Origin of the sequence: Chitinophaga sp. 22620 (genome assembly GCF_052044405.1) — a bacterium.
Taxonomy (GTDB): domain Bacteria; phylum Bacteroidota; class Bacteroidia; order Chitinophagales; family Chitinophagaceae; genus Chitinophaga.
In genome coordinates this window covers 1,465,648-1,480,916 of record NZ_JBQEMV010000001.1, presented here as the reverse complement: position 1 = coordinate 1,480,916, position 15,269 = coordinate 1,465,648, and the positions used below count along the sequence as shown (strand labels likewise).

Annotated in this window: 15 protein-coding genes; 7 read left to right on the top strand and 8 right to left on the bottom strand. The window is 53.2% G+C overall.

What is annotated here, in order from left to right; genetic code table 11:
* Positions 1-207: 207 nt before the first annotated feature.
* The 5 genes from ACTJIK_RS06280 to ACTJIK_RS06260 all read right to left on the bottom strand — a co-directional run bounded on the left by ACTJIK_RS06280 (position 208) and on the right by ACTJIK_RS06260 (position 6,513).
* A complete protein-coding gene (locus ACTJIK_RS06280; protein ID WP_440645502.1) occupies positions 208-1,386 on the bottom strand; it encodes a thiolase family protein in 1,179 nt (392 codons plus the stop codon).
* A gap of 46 nt (positions 1,387-1,432) precedes the next feature.
* The gene (locus ACTJIK_RS06275; protein ID WP_440645501.1) at positions 1,433-2,281 is read right to left on the bottom strand and encodes a DUF4249 domain-containing protein; all 849 of its coding nucleotides are present in this window, start codon (positions 2,279-2,281) and stop codon (positions 1,433-1,435) included.
* 1 nt (position 2,282) lies between these two features.
* A complete protein-coding gene (locus tag ACTJIK_RS06270; RefSeq protein WP_440645500.1) occupies positions 2,283-4,928 on the bottom strand; it encodes a TonB-dependent receptor in 2,646 nt (881 codons plus the stop codon).
* A gap of 32 nt (positions 4,929-4,960) precedes the next feature.
* Positions 4,961-5,941: a FecR family protein gene (locus ACTJIK_RS06265; RefSeq protein WP_440645499.1), complete on the bottom strand. Its 981-nt coding sequence runs from the start codon at positions 5,939-5,941 to the stop codon at positions 4,961-4,963.
* A 65-nt stretch (positions 5,942-6,006) separates the two neighbouring features.
* On the bottom strand, positions 6,007-6,513 hold the full coding sequence (locus ACTJIK_RS06260) for an RNA polymerase sigma-70 factor (protein ID WP_440645498.1): 507 nt from the start codon (positions 6,511-6,513) through the stop codon (positions 6,007-6,009).
* A 141-nt stretch (positions 6,514-6,654) separates the two neighbouring features.
* On the opposite strand from ACTJIK_RS06260, the gene ACTJIK_RS06255 reads away from it, so the two are divergent.
* From ACTJIK_RS06255 to ACTJIK_RS06225, 7 genes are all read left to right on the top strand, one after another.
* On the top strand, positions 6,655-6,978 hold the full coding sequence (locus tag ACTJIK_RS06255) for an ArsR/SmtB family transcription factor (RefSeq protein ID WP_440645497.1): 324 nt from the start codon (positions 6,655-6,657) through the stop codon (positions 6,976-6,978).
* A gap of 7 nt (positions 6,979-6,985) precedes the next feature.
* Complete coding sequence (locus ACTJIK_RS06250) at positions 6,986-7,453, top strand: SRPBCC domain-containing protein (RefSeq protein ID WP_440645496.1); 468 nt, start codon at positions 6,986-6,988, stop codon at positions 7,451-7,453.
* Between the two features lie 6 nt (positions 7,454-7,459).
* A complete protein-coding gene (locus ACTJIK_RS06245) occupies positions 7,460-7,849 on the top strand; it encodes a DoxX family protein (RefSeq protein ID WP_440645495.1) in 390 nt (129 codons plus the stop codon).
* A 10-nt stretch (positions 7,850-7,859) separates the two neighbouring features.
* Entirely contained in the window at positions 7,860-8,447 is a 588-nt protein-coding gene (locus ACTJIK_RS06240; RefSeq protein WP_440645494.1) for a YdeI/OmpD-associated family protein, read from the top strand.
* Between the two features lie 42 nt (positions 8,448-8,489).
* Positions 8,490-9,068 (top strand): YdeI/OmpD-associated family protein, encoded by a 579-nt coding sequence (locus ACTJIK_RS06235; protein ID WP_440645493.1) that lies wholly within the window; start codon positions 8,490-8,492, stop codon positions 9,066-9,068.
* Between the two features lie 79 nt (positions 9,069-9,147).
* The gene (locus ACTJIK_RS06230; protein WP_440645492.1) at positions 9,148-10,179 is read left to right on the top strand and encodes a quinone-dependent dihydroorotate dehydrogenase; all 1,032 of its coding nucleotides are present in this window, start codon (positions 9,148-9,150) and stop codon (positions 10,177-10,179) included.
* Positions 10,180-10,182: 3 nt separating this feature from the next.
* Entirely contained in the window at positions 10,183-10,971 is a 789-nt protein-coding gene (locus tag ACTJIK_RS06225) for a TerC family protein (protein ID WP_440645491.1), read from the top strand.
* A gap of 204 nt (positions 10,972-11,175) precedes the next feature.
* Here the strand turns inward: ACTJIK_RS06225 and ACTJIK_RS06220 are convergent, their stop codons facing one another.
* The 3 genes from ACTJIK_RS06220 to dnaB all read right to left on the bottom strand — a co-directional run bounded on the left by ACTJIK_RS06220 (position 11,176) and on the right by dnaB (position 14,912).
* A complete protein-coding gene (locus ACTJIK_RS06220; protein ID WP_440645490.1) occupies positions 11,176-11,886 on the bottom strand; it encodes an RsmE family RNA methyltransferase in 711 nt (236 codons plus the stop codon).
* 9 nt (positions 11,887-11,895) lie between these two features.
* Positions 11,896-13,257: an MATE family efflux transporter gene (locus ACTJIK_RS06215; RefSeq protein WP_440645489.1), complete on the bottom strand. Its 1,362-nt coding sequence runs from the start codon at positions 13,255-13,257 to the stop codon at positions 11,896-11,898.
* Positions 13,258-13,334: 77 nt separating this feature from the next.
* The gene (dnaB, locus tag ACTJIK_RS06210) at positions 13,335-14,912 is read right to left on the bottom strand and encodes a replicative DNA helicase (protein WP_440645488.1); all 1,578 of its coding nucleotides are present in this window, start codon (positions 14,910-14,912) and stop codon (positions 13,335-13,337) included.
* Positions 14,913-15,269 lie beyond the last annotated feature (357 nt).

The following is a 15,269-nucleotide window of genomic DNA, read 5'->3' as shown; positions in this document are numbered from 1 at the left end:
CACGTTCATTTACAAGATATAGTCAGCAATAGCGGTTTTCCGACACCAAATTAGCAAAAACTTTAATTCAATCATATTATTTTATATGAAATAACATCTTAAATATTTTTCACAGGTGAATGGGAAAACCGGCGGCTCCATGAAAAAAGCCTGACGCAGGAATGCCGGGTCAGACTTTTTATATTGATTCAGTGTATGGTATGCCGTTTATGCGAGGTTCTCAATGATCCCCGCAATGCCCTGGCCGCCGCCTACGCAGGCGGATACGATGCTGTATTTTTTCTTCAGCCGCTGCATTTCGTGCATCACCTGGATGGTAAGCTTGGCGCCGGTGCAGCCCAGGGGATGGCCCAGCGCAATAGCCCCGCCGTTGATGTTCACGATATCAGGGTTCAGGCCCAGCTCGCGGATCACTGCAATGGACTGGGAAGCAAAGGCTTCGTTCAGCTCCACGAGGTCTATATCCTGCAGGGTCTTACCGGCCTGCTGCAATACCTTGGGAATGGCGGCCACCGGCCCGATGCCCATGATGCGCGGATGTACGCCGGCTGACGCGCAGGCTACCAGGCGTGCCTGGGGTTTGAGGCCCAGTTCTTTCACCATCTTTTCACTCATTACGATCACAAAAGCGGCGCCGTCGCTGGTTTGGGAAGAATTACCCGCTGTTACGGAGCCTCCTGCCGCAAACACCGGCTTCAGCTTAGCCAGCGCTTCGAGGGAAGTGTCTCCACGGGGACCTTCGTCGGTATCTACTGTGAAATTCCGGGTCTGTTTTTTCCCTTTTTCGTTGAGGTATACATCTTCGACGCTGATGGGAAGTATGCCGGGCTTGAAATACCCGTTCTTGATGGCGTTAAGGGCTTTCTGGTGGGAGTTCAGCGAAAACTGGTCCTGGTCTTCGCGGCTCACGTTGAATTCTTTGGCCACAGCTTCCGCGGTGAGGCCCATGCTGAGGTAATAATCGGGGTTGGTGGTGGCTACGCTGTAGGCCGGTACTGTTTTCCAGCCGGCTGTAGGCACCAGGCTCATGCTTTCGGTGCCGCCCGCAATGATGCATTCGGCCTGCCCGCTCCTGATCTTCGCCGTAGCGATCGCAATGGTTTCGAGTCCGGAAGCGCAGTAACGGTTCACGGTCATGCCCGGCACCTCAATGCCCAAAGCCCTCACGGAGATCATCCTGCCTATCTGGAGCCCCTGCTCCGCTTCGGGAACGGCGTTCCCCACGATCAGGTCGTCCACTCTCTTCGGGTCCAGCTGCGGAACGGATTGCAGCAATCCGGTGATCACATCCACCGCCAGGTCGTCCGGCCGGTAAAAACGGAAACCTCCTCTCTTGGACTTCGTGACCGCTGTTCTGAATCCTGCTACGATATATGCGTCTTGCATGGCTAATCCTTTTTTTGGTGTTAATCAAATTTACGGAATTTGATCCTTATTTGACCTCCACTGTCAAACGCGCGGCATTCATACCGCCAAAGATGCCGTAACCCTTTACCACATTGGTATACACCTTGCTCGGGTCCACCAGCAGGTTGCCTTCGTTATCGAGCTGCAGCTCCATGGTCTTGAGGTACATCCAGCTGCTGCGGGTGAGGCCGGTCACTTCCAGCAATAATATTTCGTTCCGCACATTCACGTCTTTCGTCTGCATCACGATGGTGATCTCCCGCCCGTCGAACCGGTCGTCGGGGATGAGGGTGGATTCCAGGTAATTTTCAGTGAGCATGTCTGTGAAGCTGTTGTTGTAGGAAGGGTCGAAGCGGAAGAGGCGGCGTTCGGCGGGAACTACTTCACCGCTGGTATTCTTTGTGCCTTTGAAGAGGCGGAAGCGGTAGAAATCCACGCCCGGCAGGTCTTTCATCACGAACTTGATGCGGTTGCCCCCGCCCTGTGCAAACGGTTCCGCCAGCAAGGGTTTGCGCGGGAGCGTATCTTTCGCCGTAATGGTATCGAGCCCGGGCGCGGATACGCTGATGTTGTATTCCACGCCTGGCCTGGCCGGCTTCGTGGACACGAAATACCCTTTGCCGCTGATGATGTTCCATTGCAAAGGCAGCACTTCATTACCAGCCTTCAGCTCGATACTTGCGCCGGGCACTTCCGGGAAACTGCTGCTGCCGGGCGGCTGGGAGCGGGTAACGCGGAGATAGACCACACTGTCCGGCTGGATAAAACTGTTCACTACCAGCTTATCGCCGTCGTAAGGCACGTCTATTTCCACCTGTTTTTCGCAGGCGGCAAACAGGACGCACAATGCCAGGTACCACTTGATTGCTTGCATATTAAAACCTTATTGCGTAGGAAACACTGGGCAGAACCGGCAGGATGCTCAACATGGTCAGTTCGCGCTTTTGTGTGTCCTCATTGTGTTTATAATAATAAAAGAAAGGATTCTTCTGGTTGTATACGTTGTACAGGCTGATGTTCAGGATATACGTAACGCGTTTCCGCGCTTTGGTATGCGTGGCGCCAAGATCAAGCCGGTGAACGTTCTGCATGCGCAGGGCGTTGCGGTCCTGCACCAGGTCTGCCTGCCCCGGGGTAGTGGTGGTGGGCGGCAGGTGCGGCGAAGGATCGGTGATCTGCTCATAACTGCCCGTGGGCAGGGTTAAAGGCACGCCGGTGGAATACTGCCACTGGCCCGACAGCTCCCATCGTTTTCCCAAACGCTGCGTGAGCACCACTTCCAGCTCGTGCCTGCGGTCATATTTGTAAGGAAAGATGGAACCGTTGTTCACATGCGGGAACGCCCGCTGCGACCATGCCAGCGTGTAAGCCACCCAGCCGCGGAAATTTCCCTGTTTTTTCTGCAGGAACAATTCCGCGCCGTAGCTCCAGCCCCGGCCGGTAACCACCTGGTCTTCCCAGCTGCTGGTGGCGGAATTGAAGTTGTCCAGGTTCTCCACGTATTCTATCACGTTCTCCATGGATTTATAATAACCTTCGGCGGAAATTTCATATTTGCCGTCGTTGGTGGTTTTGGCAAGCCCCACCGCCAGCTGCTTGGAATACATGGGCGGCACCTTGTCGGTAGCGGCCACCCAGAGGTCGGTGGGCAAGAAGGTAGCGTTGTTGGAAAGCAGATGGATGTATTGCGTCATCATGGTGTACGACAGCTTCAGCGCCCACCTTCTCGGTAAGATGTAGCGGAAGCCCAACCGCGGCTGAACGGACAGGTAAAACCGGTTGTTCACCAGGAAACCGGAAACATGCACCCCGAGATTCATATGCACGGAATCGCGGATCTTCCAGTCGTCTTCCGCATATAAGGACAATTCCACGCCTTTGTTCGTCTGGTTGTTATACGCAGTATCCGTCAGTTCCTGGTCGTCGGATACGTTGTTGAACTTCGTAATGCCCGGCTGGAAGATATGCCAGGTGGCCTGTGCACCGTATTTCACGGCATGTTTGGGGCTGGGCCGGTAATCAAAATCTATCTTGGCGCCGGCGTTCTGCACTTTGGACATATAACGCCCGGACATGTTGTCGGATTCCCGGACAGCCGGCGTATCCAGCGCCATGTGTTTATAGCGGTAATCGGTTACGAAATAGAATTGGGAATAGTTGAGCGTTACGTTGGAAAAAAGTTGCGGGTTGAAGATGTGGTTCCAGCGGAGGGCGTAGGCCTGGTTGCCCCAGCCCAGCCGGAAGCGCATTTCTTCATGGTATTTTTTGGGCGTGCCGTTGATGGAATCGAACACCATGTCTCTCCGGAGGCTCATATTGTCCTGCCCGCCATAGGCGCTGATGTACAAGCGGTCTTTCGGAGAAAAGATGTGATTGATCTTGACATTGGCATCGTAAAAATAAGCGAAGAGGTCTCCCTGCTCACCGAGGTTCAGCTCGCGCTTCGTAAAGTCCTGCATGATGAGGTCCGCATAAGTGCGGCGGCCGGTAACGATGAAGGATGTTTTGCCTTTGAAGATCGGCCCTTCCACCATCAGCTTCGACGCGAGCAGCCCGATGGACACTTCGCCGTGGTATTTATACATATCACCGTCTTTCATGGAAATATCCACCACGGAAGACAGCCTTCCGCCGTAACGCGCCGGGAATGCGCCTTTGTATAGGTCCACGTTTTTAATGATGTCCGGATTAAAAACGGAGAACACTCCGAAGAGATGCGTGGAATTGTATACCGGCGTGCCATCCAGCAGTATGAGGTTCTGATCCGGGCTGCCGCCGCGCACGTGAATGCCGCTGGTGCCTTCCATGCCGCCGCTTACGCCGGGCATGGCCTGTATGGTGCGCAGCACGTCCGCCTCGCCGAGCATGCGCGGCATGGTTTTCACCTGCGACACGGAAAGGTTCACTTTGCTCATCTGCGTTTGTTCCTGGAGGCGTGGGAGCGTTTCTGTCACTTCCACTTCCTGTAACGTATTTGAAGGGCCGAGCTTTACATGCAATTGCCTGTTCTCTTTATCCTTCATCGGTATTTGCGCGGTTGTATAGCCGGCGTAGGAAACGAGCAGGCTGAGCGTGTCGCGGGCGGTGGTGAGACTGTAAAAACCGAACTGGTTGGTTGTGGTGCCCACGCGGAGGGTAGGCGAATAAACGGTGGCGCCGATCAGCTTTTCGCCGGTATGCGCATCTTCCACATACCCGCTGATGGTGCGGGTGGTGGCTTTGCTGGCGGTGAGCACCAGCTGGTCGCCGATGCGCCTGAATTCGATGCCGTTTTCGGAGAACATCAGCTCCAGTACGCGGCGCAGCGGCATGTCGCGGACATTCATATCCATCCTGCGGCTCATTTTCACCACATCGGAACTGTAGGAGAAATGGATGCCGTAAGTCTTTTCTATTCTTTCACAAATGGCGGAGAGTGGCTGATCGTTCAGCGACAGGGAAATCCGCGTTCGCCAGTTCCATGCAAATACCTGGAGGGGCAACCAGGCTAAAAGCAATCCCAGCAGAACTTTCCTCATCATTCTAAAACAAATTAACAGTTACAAAGGTCAGGTTATAATGGCTGCAGGGTAAACTGCTGCGCTCCGGTTTTCTCTACGGAGGTATTGGTAATAAAAGCAATGGCGGCCATCACATCGTCGATGGTCTCATTTTCAAAGTTGGAAGTAATGGACCGGCGCAGGAGCGAAGTATCCTTTACTTCCACCCGCACATCGTACATCGCTTCTATGGATCGTATCACATCTTCCAGCGGCACATCCCGGAATACGAGGCGCTTCATCTCCAGGTCAGGTATGTGGGCCGCTACGGTAAACGGTTCTTTCGCTTCGCCGCGGCGCAGCAGCATTCCCTGTGTGAGCACTACGCTCTCGCGGCTGTCCGGGTCGTTTACCTGTATCTTCCCGCTGGACACATGTATTACCAAGTTTCCGGCTTTATAGTCAACGGTAAAACGGGTGCCCAGCACTTTTATTTCAGTGCGGCCCAGGAGAATGACGAACGGGGCGTCCGGATCGGGACTGATATCGAACTGCCCTTTGCCGGTGAATGCCACGCGGCGTTCGTTTTTCCCGAAACCGCTTTCCATTTTCATTTCAGCGCCGGGAAACAGCTGCACTTTACTGCCATCCGGCAATGCGGCTTGCTGGCCGCCTGCAAACACCTGCTCATCTGGACCTTTGGAAGGCAGCAGCACCCAGGTGAGGCCAAGCGCCAGCACCAGCATGGCGGCGGCTATGCCCAGCCAGCGGTAGCTGCGGCGTATGGGCACCACCACGGCAGGCTGTTCATGTTCTTCATGATACCCGATACCCGCCCTGAGCCTATCCCAGCTTGCGTCCGTACTGAGGCCGGGGTACGCGGCCACGGGAAGCGGTACTTCCAGCATCTTGCGGATGGCTGCAAGCACTTCCTCGTTGGCCGGTGCCTCGCTCCGCCAGGCATCTACCCACTGGCGCGTGGCTACATCGGCCTCGTCCAGCAGGTACTTGCACAGCAAGGAGTATAAAGCCTCATCAGGTTGCAAATTGCTCATGAACAGTTGTAAAGTTATCAGTTATGGTAAAAGACGCACGCAAAGGCGCTTTCCCCCTATGCTTATTAAAAAAACAGGTTCAGGTACTCCCTCAGCTCGTGGTGGAGGATCTTGAGCGCCTTACCCATTTGATTTTCAACGGTTTTAACGGAAATATTCATGACCGTTGCGATCTCCGCATATTTCAGCTGCTCCTTCCGGCTGAGCAAAAAAACCTCGCGGCAGCGCTCCGGCAACTTGTCCAGCGCCACCTGCAGCTTCCGCTCCAACTCCCGCGCCTGCACGGAGAGGTGAACCACATCGTCCTGCATACGGCCAAATGACTGCTCCTTCTCATTCCGCACATTCTGCTTGCGCCACTGGCTGATGGCGGTATTGCGGATGGCCGTAAAAAGATAGGAACGTTCGGACCCGTTGATCATAATGCCGGCCCGCTTCTCCCAGAGCTGGGAGAAAACGAGCTGCACTACTTCTTCCGCCTCATACGGATCACCCGTATAATGAATGGCGAAAGCGAGGCAATGCGCATGATGCTCCCGGAAGAGCCGTTCAAATGCCTGGAGGTCCAACATATTATAGTCCGGGCAAAATTAGGCGGCCACAGCTGATTAACCAAATAGGGAATGTTAAAAAAAGCTGCTCCCGCCCCGGCTTCAAAAAAAATTTGTGTAGTTAAGTAACTACGCATATATTTGTAGTCAAATAGCTACACGATGAACCTGAGAAGAGATGTTTTCCAAGCCATAGCAGACCCGACCAGAAGGGCTATTTTACTGCTGGTGGCCACGCAGTCCATGACGGCAGGCGCAATAGCTTCGAACTTTGACACCGCCAGGCCAACCGTTTCAAAGCACCTGCAAATACTCACCGAATGCGAATTGCTCCGGCAGGAACAAAACGGCCGGGAAATTTATTATCACTTAAACCCGAAAAAAATGAAAGAGATCGCAGACTTCCTGGAGCCGTTCCGCAAAATGTGGGATGACAGGTTCAACAAATTAGAATCAGTAATGAAAACCTATAAATCCAAAAAATAAAACTGTTATGGAACTGAAAACAAAAGTCAACGCCGAAGAGGGCAGGCAGGATCTGCTCATTACGAGAGAATTTGATCTGCCCGTAGAATTATTGTTCAGGGCGTATTCCGAGCCTGAGCTGCTGGAACAATGGATGGGCACCAGGGTACTGAAGATGGACAACCAAAAGTATGGAGGCTACCATTTTGAAACCAAAGACGAGAACGGCAATGTGGTATTCGCGGCGAATGGCACCATCCACGAGTTTGTCCCGGAGGAGAAGATCACGCGCACCTTTGAAATGATGAATGCGCCTTACGGCGTAACGCTGGAGTTCCTGGAATTTGAAAAGCTCAGCGACGATACGAGCAAGCTCACCATGCACGTGGTATACCGCTCTAATGCGCTGAGGGACGAGAACCTGAAGCTGCCGTTTAAGCAAGGCGTCAATTGGGCACATAATGAACTGGAAAAAATTGCAGGCAAACTAAAATAAACCGTTATGACAACAACAAAAAGAAATAAGATCATCTACTGGATCGCTACCATATGGCTTGCATTAGGTATGATATCCACTGCCATTGTACAGTTAATGCAAATGAAGGAAGAAGTAGATAACGTTACCCGTTTAGGTTATCCTCCCTATATTCTGACCATCATCGGCGTTTGGAAAATTTTGGGCGTGGTGGTCATCCTGATCCCGAAATTTCCTTTGGTAAAGGAATGGGCTTATGCCGGATTTTTCTTTGCTATGACGGGGGCCCTGATCTCGCATTTTGTGCTGGGAAATTCTTTTGGCGTATATTATGGTGCCTTGCTGCTGTTGATCCTTACTGTAGTATCGTGGTACTTCAGGCCTGCGGATAGAAAAACCGTTTCTGTTAATCAATAAAACTGATAACATGAATAACATGAATCCCAAAGCTGACTTTTATTTCGCTAAATCCGACAAGTGGGGGAAAGAGATGGAGCAAATGAGAACGATCGCGCTTTCCTGCGGACTGACCGAAGAAGTGAAATGGGGCTGCCCCTGCTATACGGATAACGGCAGCAATGTTGTGCTGATACATGAATTCAAAGAATACTGCGCGTATTTATTTTTCAAAGGCTCCCTGCTGGTGGATCCCGAAGGCATCCTGATACAGCAGACGGAGAATGTGCAGGGCGCACGCCAGGTCCGGTTCACCAGTCTCAGCGAAGTCAAAAAGCTGGCGCCGGTCGTGAAAAGGTATATCTATGAGGCCATTGAGGTGGAAAGAGCCGGCATGAAAGTGCCTTTAAAAAAGACGAAGGACTTCAAGGTTCCGGAAGAATTTCAAAAGAAACTGGATAAGCAGCCTGCATTGAAGAAAGCCTTTGAAGCCTTAACCCCGGGGCGGCAAAGAGCCTATCTCTTTTATTTTTCAGCGCCTAAACTTGCCAAAACCCGGGAATCGCGGGTGGAAAAATATGTGCCGCAGATACTCAGCGGGAAAGGCCTGGACGACTAGCGCCGGCATAAACGCCATCCCGGTTAATCAATACATCATAACATGAATCCTAAGGTTGATACATTCATCAGCAACGCCAAAAAATGGGGGAAGGAGCTGGAAACGCTGCGAAAGATCATGCTCAGCTGCGGGCTGACCGAAGATTTCAAGTGGTGGCAACCCTGTTACACATACGGGAACGCCAACATCGTGATAATGGGCGAATTAAAGGACAGCTGCGTGATCGGCTTTTTCAAAGGCGCGCTGTTGCAGGACCCTGATGGCGTCCTGATCCAGCAAACGGAGAATTCGAACACCTCGCGCATCATCAAATTCACCAGCGTCCGTGAAATAACCGGGATGGCGCCTGTCCTGAAAGCATACATTTACGAAGCCATTGAGGTGGAAAAGGCCGGTTTGACAATACCTTCCAAAGAGCCTTCTGAATTTCCCGTTCCTGAAGAGCTGCAGCAAAAAATGGATACGATGCCCTCCTTTAAAGCTGCCTTTAATGCATTGACGCCGGGGCGGCAGCGGGGGTATCTGCTCTATTTTTCCGCAGCCAAACAATCCAAAACCAGGGAGTCGAGGATCGAAAAATATGTACAGCGGATCCTCGATGGGAAGGGGTTAAATGACTGAAAAACGGCCCCGTTAAATAGACAGCCATTTAGTGCGAAAACGCGCATATCAATCCCCAATTTTATATCTTTGCGCGTACATGTACGGTTTCATCAAGAAAATACTTTTCCGCTTCCCCCCCGAAAGCATTCACCACAGCGTGATGCGGGGACTAAAAGTCGTGAACGCCCTCCCTTTCGGCCGCAACGTGCTGGACGCATTCTGCCAGCCGAAGAACGACGGCCTGAAAAGAAAACTCTGGGGCCTCACTTTCTCCAACCCGGTAGGCCTGGCCGCAGGTTTCGACAAAGACGCGCGGTATATCGACGAGCTGGCGCATCTCGGCTTCGGCTTCGTGGAAATCGGCACCGTTACTCCCCTGCCCCAGCCGGGCAATGATCAGCCACGGCTGTTCCGCCTGCCGGAAGACCAGGCCCTCATCAACCGTATGGGTTTCAACAATGAAGGCGTAAGGGCGGCCGCGAAAAGATTACAGAAAAGACGCTCTAACATCATCGTGGGCGGCAACATCGGGAAGAATAAGCTCACGCCCAATGAAGATGCGGTAAGCGACTACGAAAAATGTTTCCACGCCCTGTTCGACGGGGTGGATTATTTCGTGGTGAACGTAAGTTCGCCCAATACCCCCGGCCTCCGCGCCCTGCAGGAAAAAGAGCCGCTGAAGCAATTGCTCCATCACCTGCAAACCCTCAATTCGCAAAAAAGCAAACCCAAGCCCATCCTGCTGAAGATCGCCCCCGACCTCACTAACGAGCAGTTGGACGATATCATCGAAATCGTGCAGGATACAGGACTGGCGGGCATTGTAGCCACCAATACCACCATCAGCCGCGAAGGCCTTTCCACCCCTGCCGCCGAACTGGAAAAGATCGGAGCGGGAGGATTGAGCGGGCTGCCGGTGAAAGAAAGGGCTACCGACGTGATCCGCTACATCCATAAAGGTTCCGGCGGCAAAATACCCATCATTGCCGTAGGCGGCATTTTTACCGCAGCCGATGCACAGGAAAAACTGGATGCCGGCGCATCTCTCGTGCAGGTATACACCGGTTTCATCTACGAAGGCCCCGCCATCGTTAAAAAGATCTGCCAGGGATTATCACCACAATCATAGATCATGGAAGAATTACTGACCTTAGATTCTCTTATCAGCCTGCTCACCCTCACCCTGATGGAAGTGGTGCTGGGTATCGACAACGTTATTTTCGTTTCCATCGTAATGAACCGGCTGCCCGAGGAAAAAAGGCTGCAGGCAAGGCGTATCTGGATGTTCACCGGTATTGCCGTGCGTATCATCCTGCTGCTGTTCATCGGCTATATCGTACGCGCTGTGGACCCGCTGTTCTTCATCTTCGGCAAAGGCATTTCCCTCCGCGACCTTATTATGCTGGCGGGCGGCCTGTTCCTGCTCGTAAAGACCACCCTCGAGATCCACCATAAGCTGGAAGGGGAAGACGATGAAGCGCCCGGCGTGAACGTCAAGCCCAAAAAATCCGGCGCCACCCTGCTGAACGTGGTGGGGCAGATCATCATCATCGATATGGTGTTTTCCTTCGACAGTATCATCACGGCCGTAGGGCTCGCCAAACACGTGGAGATCATGATCGTGGCGGTTGTCATCGCCATGTTCATCATGTTCACCTTCGCCCCGCGCATCAGTAATTTCATTCACAAACACCCCACGCTCAAAATGCTGGCGCTTTCTTTCCTCATCATGGTAGGCGGCATCCTGATCATAGAAGGCTGGAATGCCGAAGCGGCGCATAACCTTCACCTGAAGAACTATGTGTATTTCGCGATGGCCTTCTCTTTCGCCGTAGAGCTGCTGAATATGAGAATGCGGAAAAAATCAGAGCCGGTGCAGCTGAGAGGGCCTGTGGACCCGAAAGAAAAGGATTTAAAATAATAATAGGTAATAAAGAAGGGGCTGCAAATTCATGCAGCCCCTTCTTTATTATTTTATATCGCCCCATACTATATTACCATAAAGAGACAATCGAGGCATCATTGTGCGAAAACCCAATGACAACCGACAGATACACGCAGAAAAAGCGGACTTGGTCCGGACCTGGTGTGGGTTAAAAAAGCATCAGCGGGCAACATTCACCTTTTACTTCGCTGCATTCACCGCCGCCATCAGCGCACAACCTACCATCCCCGCCGTTTCCGTGCGCAGGCGCGTATTACCCAGGCTCACGGGCGTAAAGCCGTACTGCAAAGCCAGCTCCACTTCCTGCGGGGCAAAATCCCCTTCGGGGCCGATCAGTAAAATAGAATCTTTCCCCGGCTGCATTGCAGCAAGCAGATGCAGTTTCTCTCCCGGCAGGCAGTGGGCAATGAAACGCTGATCCGTTGCGCTCATGAGCGATTCCAGCGGTGTGGGCGCGCCCAGTTGCGGCAAATACCACTGGCGCGATTGCAGCATGGCGGAAACCAGGATGTTCTCCAGCCTTTCCGCTTTCAGCTTTTCTTTTTCCGTGCGCAGCGTAACCAGCGGGATAATGCCCTGCACGCCTATCTCCACTGCTTTTTCGAGGAACCATTCCATGCGCGCGGCATTCTTGGTAAAGGCAATGGCTATACGAAGCCGCGGTTCCGGCCGGGGTATGGTTTCCACTTGTCTGATAGCGGTCACGCATTTCTTGCGGTGGTCGTCTGTGATCTCCGCTTCGTAGCGGTTGCCTTTGCCGTCTGCCAGCAACACTTTGTCTCCCTTCTGCCGGCGCAGCACCTGGATGCAGTATTTGCTCGCAGGCTCGTCCATCGTGAACGATGAAGCGCCTGGTATCAGTTCCTTTGCGTAAAATACGGGTAACTCCATCGTGTAAAATTATACATTTCCGGCCGTCCGTTCCAAACCGCGGGTAATGGACTGGAAGCGGAAGAACAATAGAACGGAAGCGATCAGCAGGCCCAGCGAGAGCCCCCACCAGATGCCATACACGCCGAAACCGAACGTAAAGCCCAACAGGTAACCGACAGGCAGCCCGAGCACCCAGTAAGCCAGCATGGTGATCATCGTGGGCAGCTTCACATCGCCCAGCCCGCGCAGCACGCCCAGGCCCACTACCTGCGTACCGTCGAACAGCTGGAAGAATGCCGCGATCAGCAGCAGGCCCGATGCAATGTGGATCACCGCGGGATCCTGGATGTACATGGCCGGCAAAATGCGGTTGCCCAGCACGAACACCAGCGCGGCAACGCCCATCAGCACCAGCACCATATGATAGCTGGCGATGGCGGAATGCCGCAGGTCTTTGAAATTCTGCGCGCCGAGATTGTTGCCGCTGCGGATGCCCGCCGCCGCGGATATCCCGCTGGCCATCATGTAGGTCATGGAAGCCAGGCTGATGGCGATCTGGTGGGCCGCCTGCTGCGCAGACCCGATCCATCCCGCCATGATCACGGCGCCGCTGAAAGCGCTCACTTCAAAAATATACTGCAATGCCACCGGCATACCCAGCCCCGCGATCTTCTTCAGCGAAGCGGCGCTGATGGCCCTGAAATGGAACGTTGCCAGGTATTCCCTGAAACGCGGGCTCTTAAGCACATACCAGGCCATGGTGATGCCCATCAGCAACCGGTCCGTAAAAGTGGCGATACCCACGCCCGCAATGCCCATGCGCGGCATGCCCAGCAGGCCGTATACAAGCGTAATGCCCAGCAGGATGTTCAGCAGGTTGCCGATAATGCTGATGTTCATGGCCTGGCGGGTAAAGCCCAGCCCTTCCGCAAATTGTTTGAACGTGAGGAACACCATCAGCGGGATGTAAGACGCCGCAAGGTATTGCAGGAATATCCTGGCCTGCGCCGCCACGTCAGGCGGCTGTTCCATCCGCTCCAGGTTGTTGCCCACCAGCAGGATGCCGCCCGTGAGCACCAGCCCCGTGATCATGTTGATGATAAAACTATGCGCCAGCAAATGCCCGCAATAACCGCGGTTGTTGCGCCCGTTCTCCTGCGCAATGAGCGGCGTAAGCCCGTAAGACATGCCGATGCCCGTGACCATAAAGATGGAGAACAGGCTCACTCCCAGGGAAACCGCTGCCAGCGGTACTTTCCCGGTATGACCGATGATAATGCTGTCGCTCAGGCCCACGAGGGTATGGCCGAGCTGCGAGATCACCACAGGGTAGGCGAGGTGGAAATTGTGGGTGTAATGTGTCTTGTATTTGGTGTATATCCGTTTCATGGTGTATGATCCATTAAAAAAGCCGGTTTCTTTTCAGAACGGACCGGCTTTTTAATATCTGTAAAGATGTTCCTGTTTTAGAACGGGGCATCTCCGAATGCGTCGTCTTCAAAATCCATGTCGTTCATCTTCGATCCCTTCTGGATAAAGATCTTGGCTTCGTCGTAACCGCCGCTGCCGGGATGGCCTTTCATGCCTGCGAAGGAACCGCCGCCTGCGGGCGCGGGCGGCCCGTCTACGAAACCATCGTCCTCAAAGCGCTGAAACTGCAGTACGGCGCGGAGCTTCACGGTATCCAGCTGGCCGTTACGGTGTTTCGCGATACGCACGTGGGTTTCGCCTTTATTGGATTCGCCGTGTTCGTTGGTGGTGATATCGTAGTACTCGGGGCGGTAAATGAACATTACCATGTCCGCATCCTGCTCGATAGCGCCGGATTCGCGAAGGTCGCTCAGCTGGGGCATCTTGTTGCCGTCCTTCCTTTTCTCCACATCGCGGCTCAGCTGGGAAAGCGCCAGTACCGGCACATGCAGCTCCTTGGCCAGGCCTTTCAGGTCGCGGGATATCTTGCTGATCTCCTGCTCGCGGTTGGTATTGCGGCCATCCGTTGAGCCGCTCATCAGCTGCAGGTAGTCGATGATGATGATGCCCACGCCGTGGTTGTGCACCAGCCTGCGGCATTTGGCGCGCAGCTCGAAGATATTCAGGCCGGGGGTATCGTCTATGAAAATAGGCGCTTTGGCCAGGCGTTCAATACCATGGGTCATCAGCTTGCGCATTTCATGTTCTTCCAGTTTACCCCTGGTGATCTTTTCCAGGTGGATCTCCGATTCGGCGGAAAGGATACGTTGCACGATCTGCCCGCTGGACATCTCAAGGCTGAACACTGCCGCGCCTTTGGGGAATTTCGGGTGAAGGGCCGCATTCCTGGCAAGGTTCAGCGCGAACGCCGTTTTACCCACCGCAGGACGGGCGGCCAGGATGATCAGGTCGGAAGGCTGCCAGCCGTAAGTGATCTTGTCCAGCGAAGGGAAGCCGGAAGGTACGCCGGTGATATCGTCGCCTTTGTTACGGAGGTCCTCGATACGCTTAATGGTATTCACCAGTACACGGTCGATGGAGTCGTAGTTCTTACGGAGGTGGTTATTGGTTACTTCAAACAGCTTGGATTCCGCGGTGTCCAGCAGGTCGAACACATCAGCCGTATCTTCATACGCCTCGCTGATGATCTCCCCGGAAATGCGGATAAGCTCGCGCTGGATGAATTTCTGCAATACGATACGGGCATGCGCCTCGATGTTGGCAGAGGAAACTACCATATTGGTGAGGCGGGTAACGGCAAAGGGGCCGCCCACCACGTCCAGCTCGGCGGAGCTTTTGAGTTCTTCTACCACGGTAAGTATATCCACCGGCATCGATTTTGCGGCCAGGCGCTGCATGGCTGCAAATATCTTCTGGTGGGCATCCACATAAAAACATTCGGCTTTCAGGATCTCGATCACGACGTCAAACGCCCCTTTTTCAAGCATAAGGGCACCCAGCACCGCTTCTTCCAATTCTTTCGCCTGAGGGGGAATTTTGCCGTAAACCATCGTGGAAATGTCTACGCCCGGCTTCCGGCGGGTGTTACGGTCTTTCTTCAGATTAAGATCCATTTATATTTTAGGCGTTAATAAGGTTAAAAAAATGGTTACCGGATGGTTTTGGCTTATTTGTTTACAACATTTCGGGCACGTTGAATCGACTGCTTTCTTTAACAAATTGTAAATTTTTTCAGGCCAGGGAAACTAAGGTAAAGGCATTTTTCCGATAAAACCTTCTTCCCCCGGAACTATATTTATTCGTCGCCAATCCACCGGTTAAACCACATGCTTCACTGGGTTATCCACCGTTTCGGATGTGGTTATCCACCAAAACGCCGGAAAATCCATAGCAAAGGTCCGATTATTCACATTTCTTGTGCAAAAAGATTTTCCACATTTTGTTTGGGAAAATTCCCCGTTTCCGTACAG

Excerpts from the sequence above, each read along its gene's own strand:
- ACTJIK_RS06280 (WP_440645502.1), bottom strand. The coding sequence starts at position 1,386 with ATGCAAGACGCATATATCGTAGCAGGATTCAGAACAGCGGTCACGAAG.
- ACTJIK_RS06275 (WP_440645501.1), bottom strand. The coding sequence starts at position 2,281 with ATGCAAGCAATCAAGTGGTACCTGGCATTGTGCGTCCTGTTTGCCGCC.
- ACTJIK_RS06270 (WP_440645500.1), bottom strand. The coding sequence starts at position 4,928 with ATGATGAGGAAAGTTCTGCTGGGATTGCTTTTAGCCTGGTTGCCCCTC.
- ACTJIK_RS06265 (WP_440645499.1), bottom strand. The coding sequence starts at position 5,941 with ATGAGCAATTTGCAACCTGATGAGGCTTTATACTCCTTGCTGTGCAAG.
- ACTJIK_RS06260 (WP_440645498.1), bottom strand. The coding sequence starts at position 6,513 with ATGTTGGACCTCCAGGCATTTGAACGGCTCTTCCGGGAGCATCATGCG.
- ACTJIK_RS06255 (WP_440645497.1), top strand. The coding sequence starts at position 6,655 with ATGAACCTGAGAAGAGATGTTTTCCAAGCCATAGCAGACCCGACCAGA.
- ACTJIK_RS06250 (WP_440645496.1), top strand. The coding sequence starts at position 6,986 with ATGGAACTGAAAACAAAAGTCAACGCCGAAGAGGGCAGGCAGGATCTG.
- ACTJIK_RS06245 (WP_440645495.1), top strand. The coding sequence starts at position 7,460 with ATGACAACAACAAAAAGAAATAAGATCATCTACTGGATCGCTACCATA.
- ACTJIK_RS06240 (WP_440645494.1), top strand. The coding sequence starts at position 7,860 with ATGAATAACATGAATCCCAAAGCTGACTTTTATTTCGCTAAATCCGAC.
- ACTJIK_RS06235 (WP_440645493.1), top strand. The coding sequence starts at position 8,490 with ATGAATCCTAAGGTTGATACATTCATCAGCAACGCCAAAAAATGGGGG.
- ACTJIK_RS06230 (WP_440645492.1), top strand. The coding sequence starts at position 9,148 with ATGTACGGTTTCATCAAGAAAATACTTTTCCGCTTCCCCCCCGAAAGC.
- ACTJIK_RS06225 (WP_440645491.1), top strand. The coding sequence starts at position 10,183 with ATGGAAGAATTACTGACCTTAGATTCTCTTATCAGCCTGCTCACCCTC.
- ACTJIK_RS06220 (WP_440645490.1), bottom strand. The coding sequence starts at position 11,886 with ATGGAGTTACCCGTATTTTACGCAAAGGAACTGATACCAGGCGCTTCA.
- ACTJIK_RS06215 (WP_440645489.1), bottom strand. The coding sequence starts at position 13,257 with ATGAAACGGATATACACCAAATACAAGACACATTACACCCACAATTTC.
- dnaB (WP_440645488.1), bottom strand. The coding sequence starts at position 14,912 with ATGGATCTTAATCTGAAGAAAGACCGTAACACCCGCCGGAAGCCGGGC.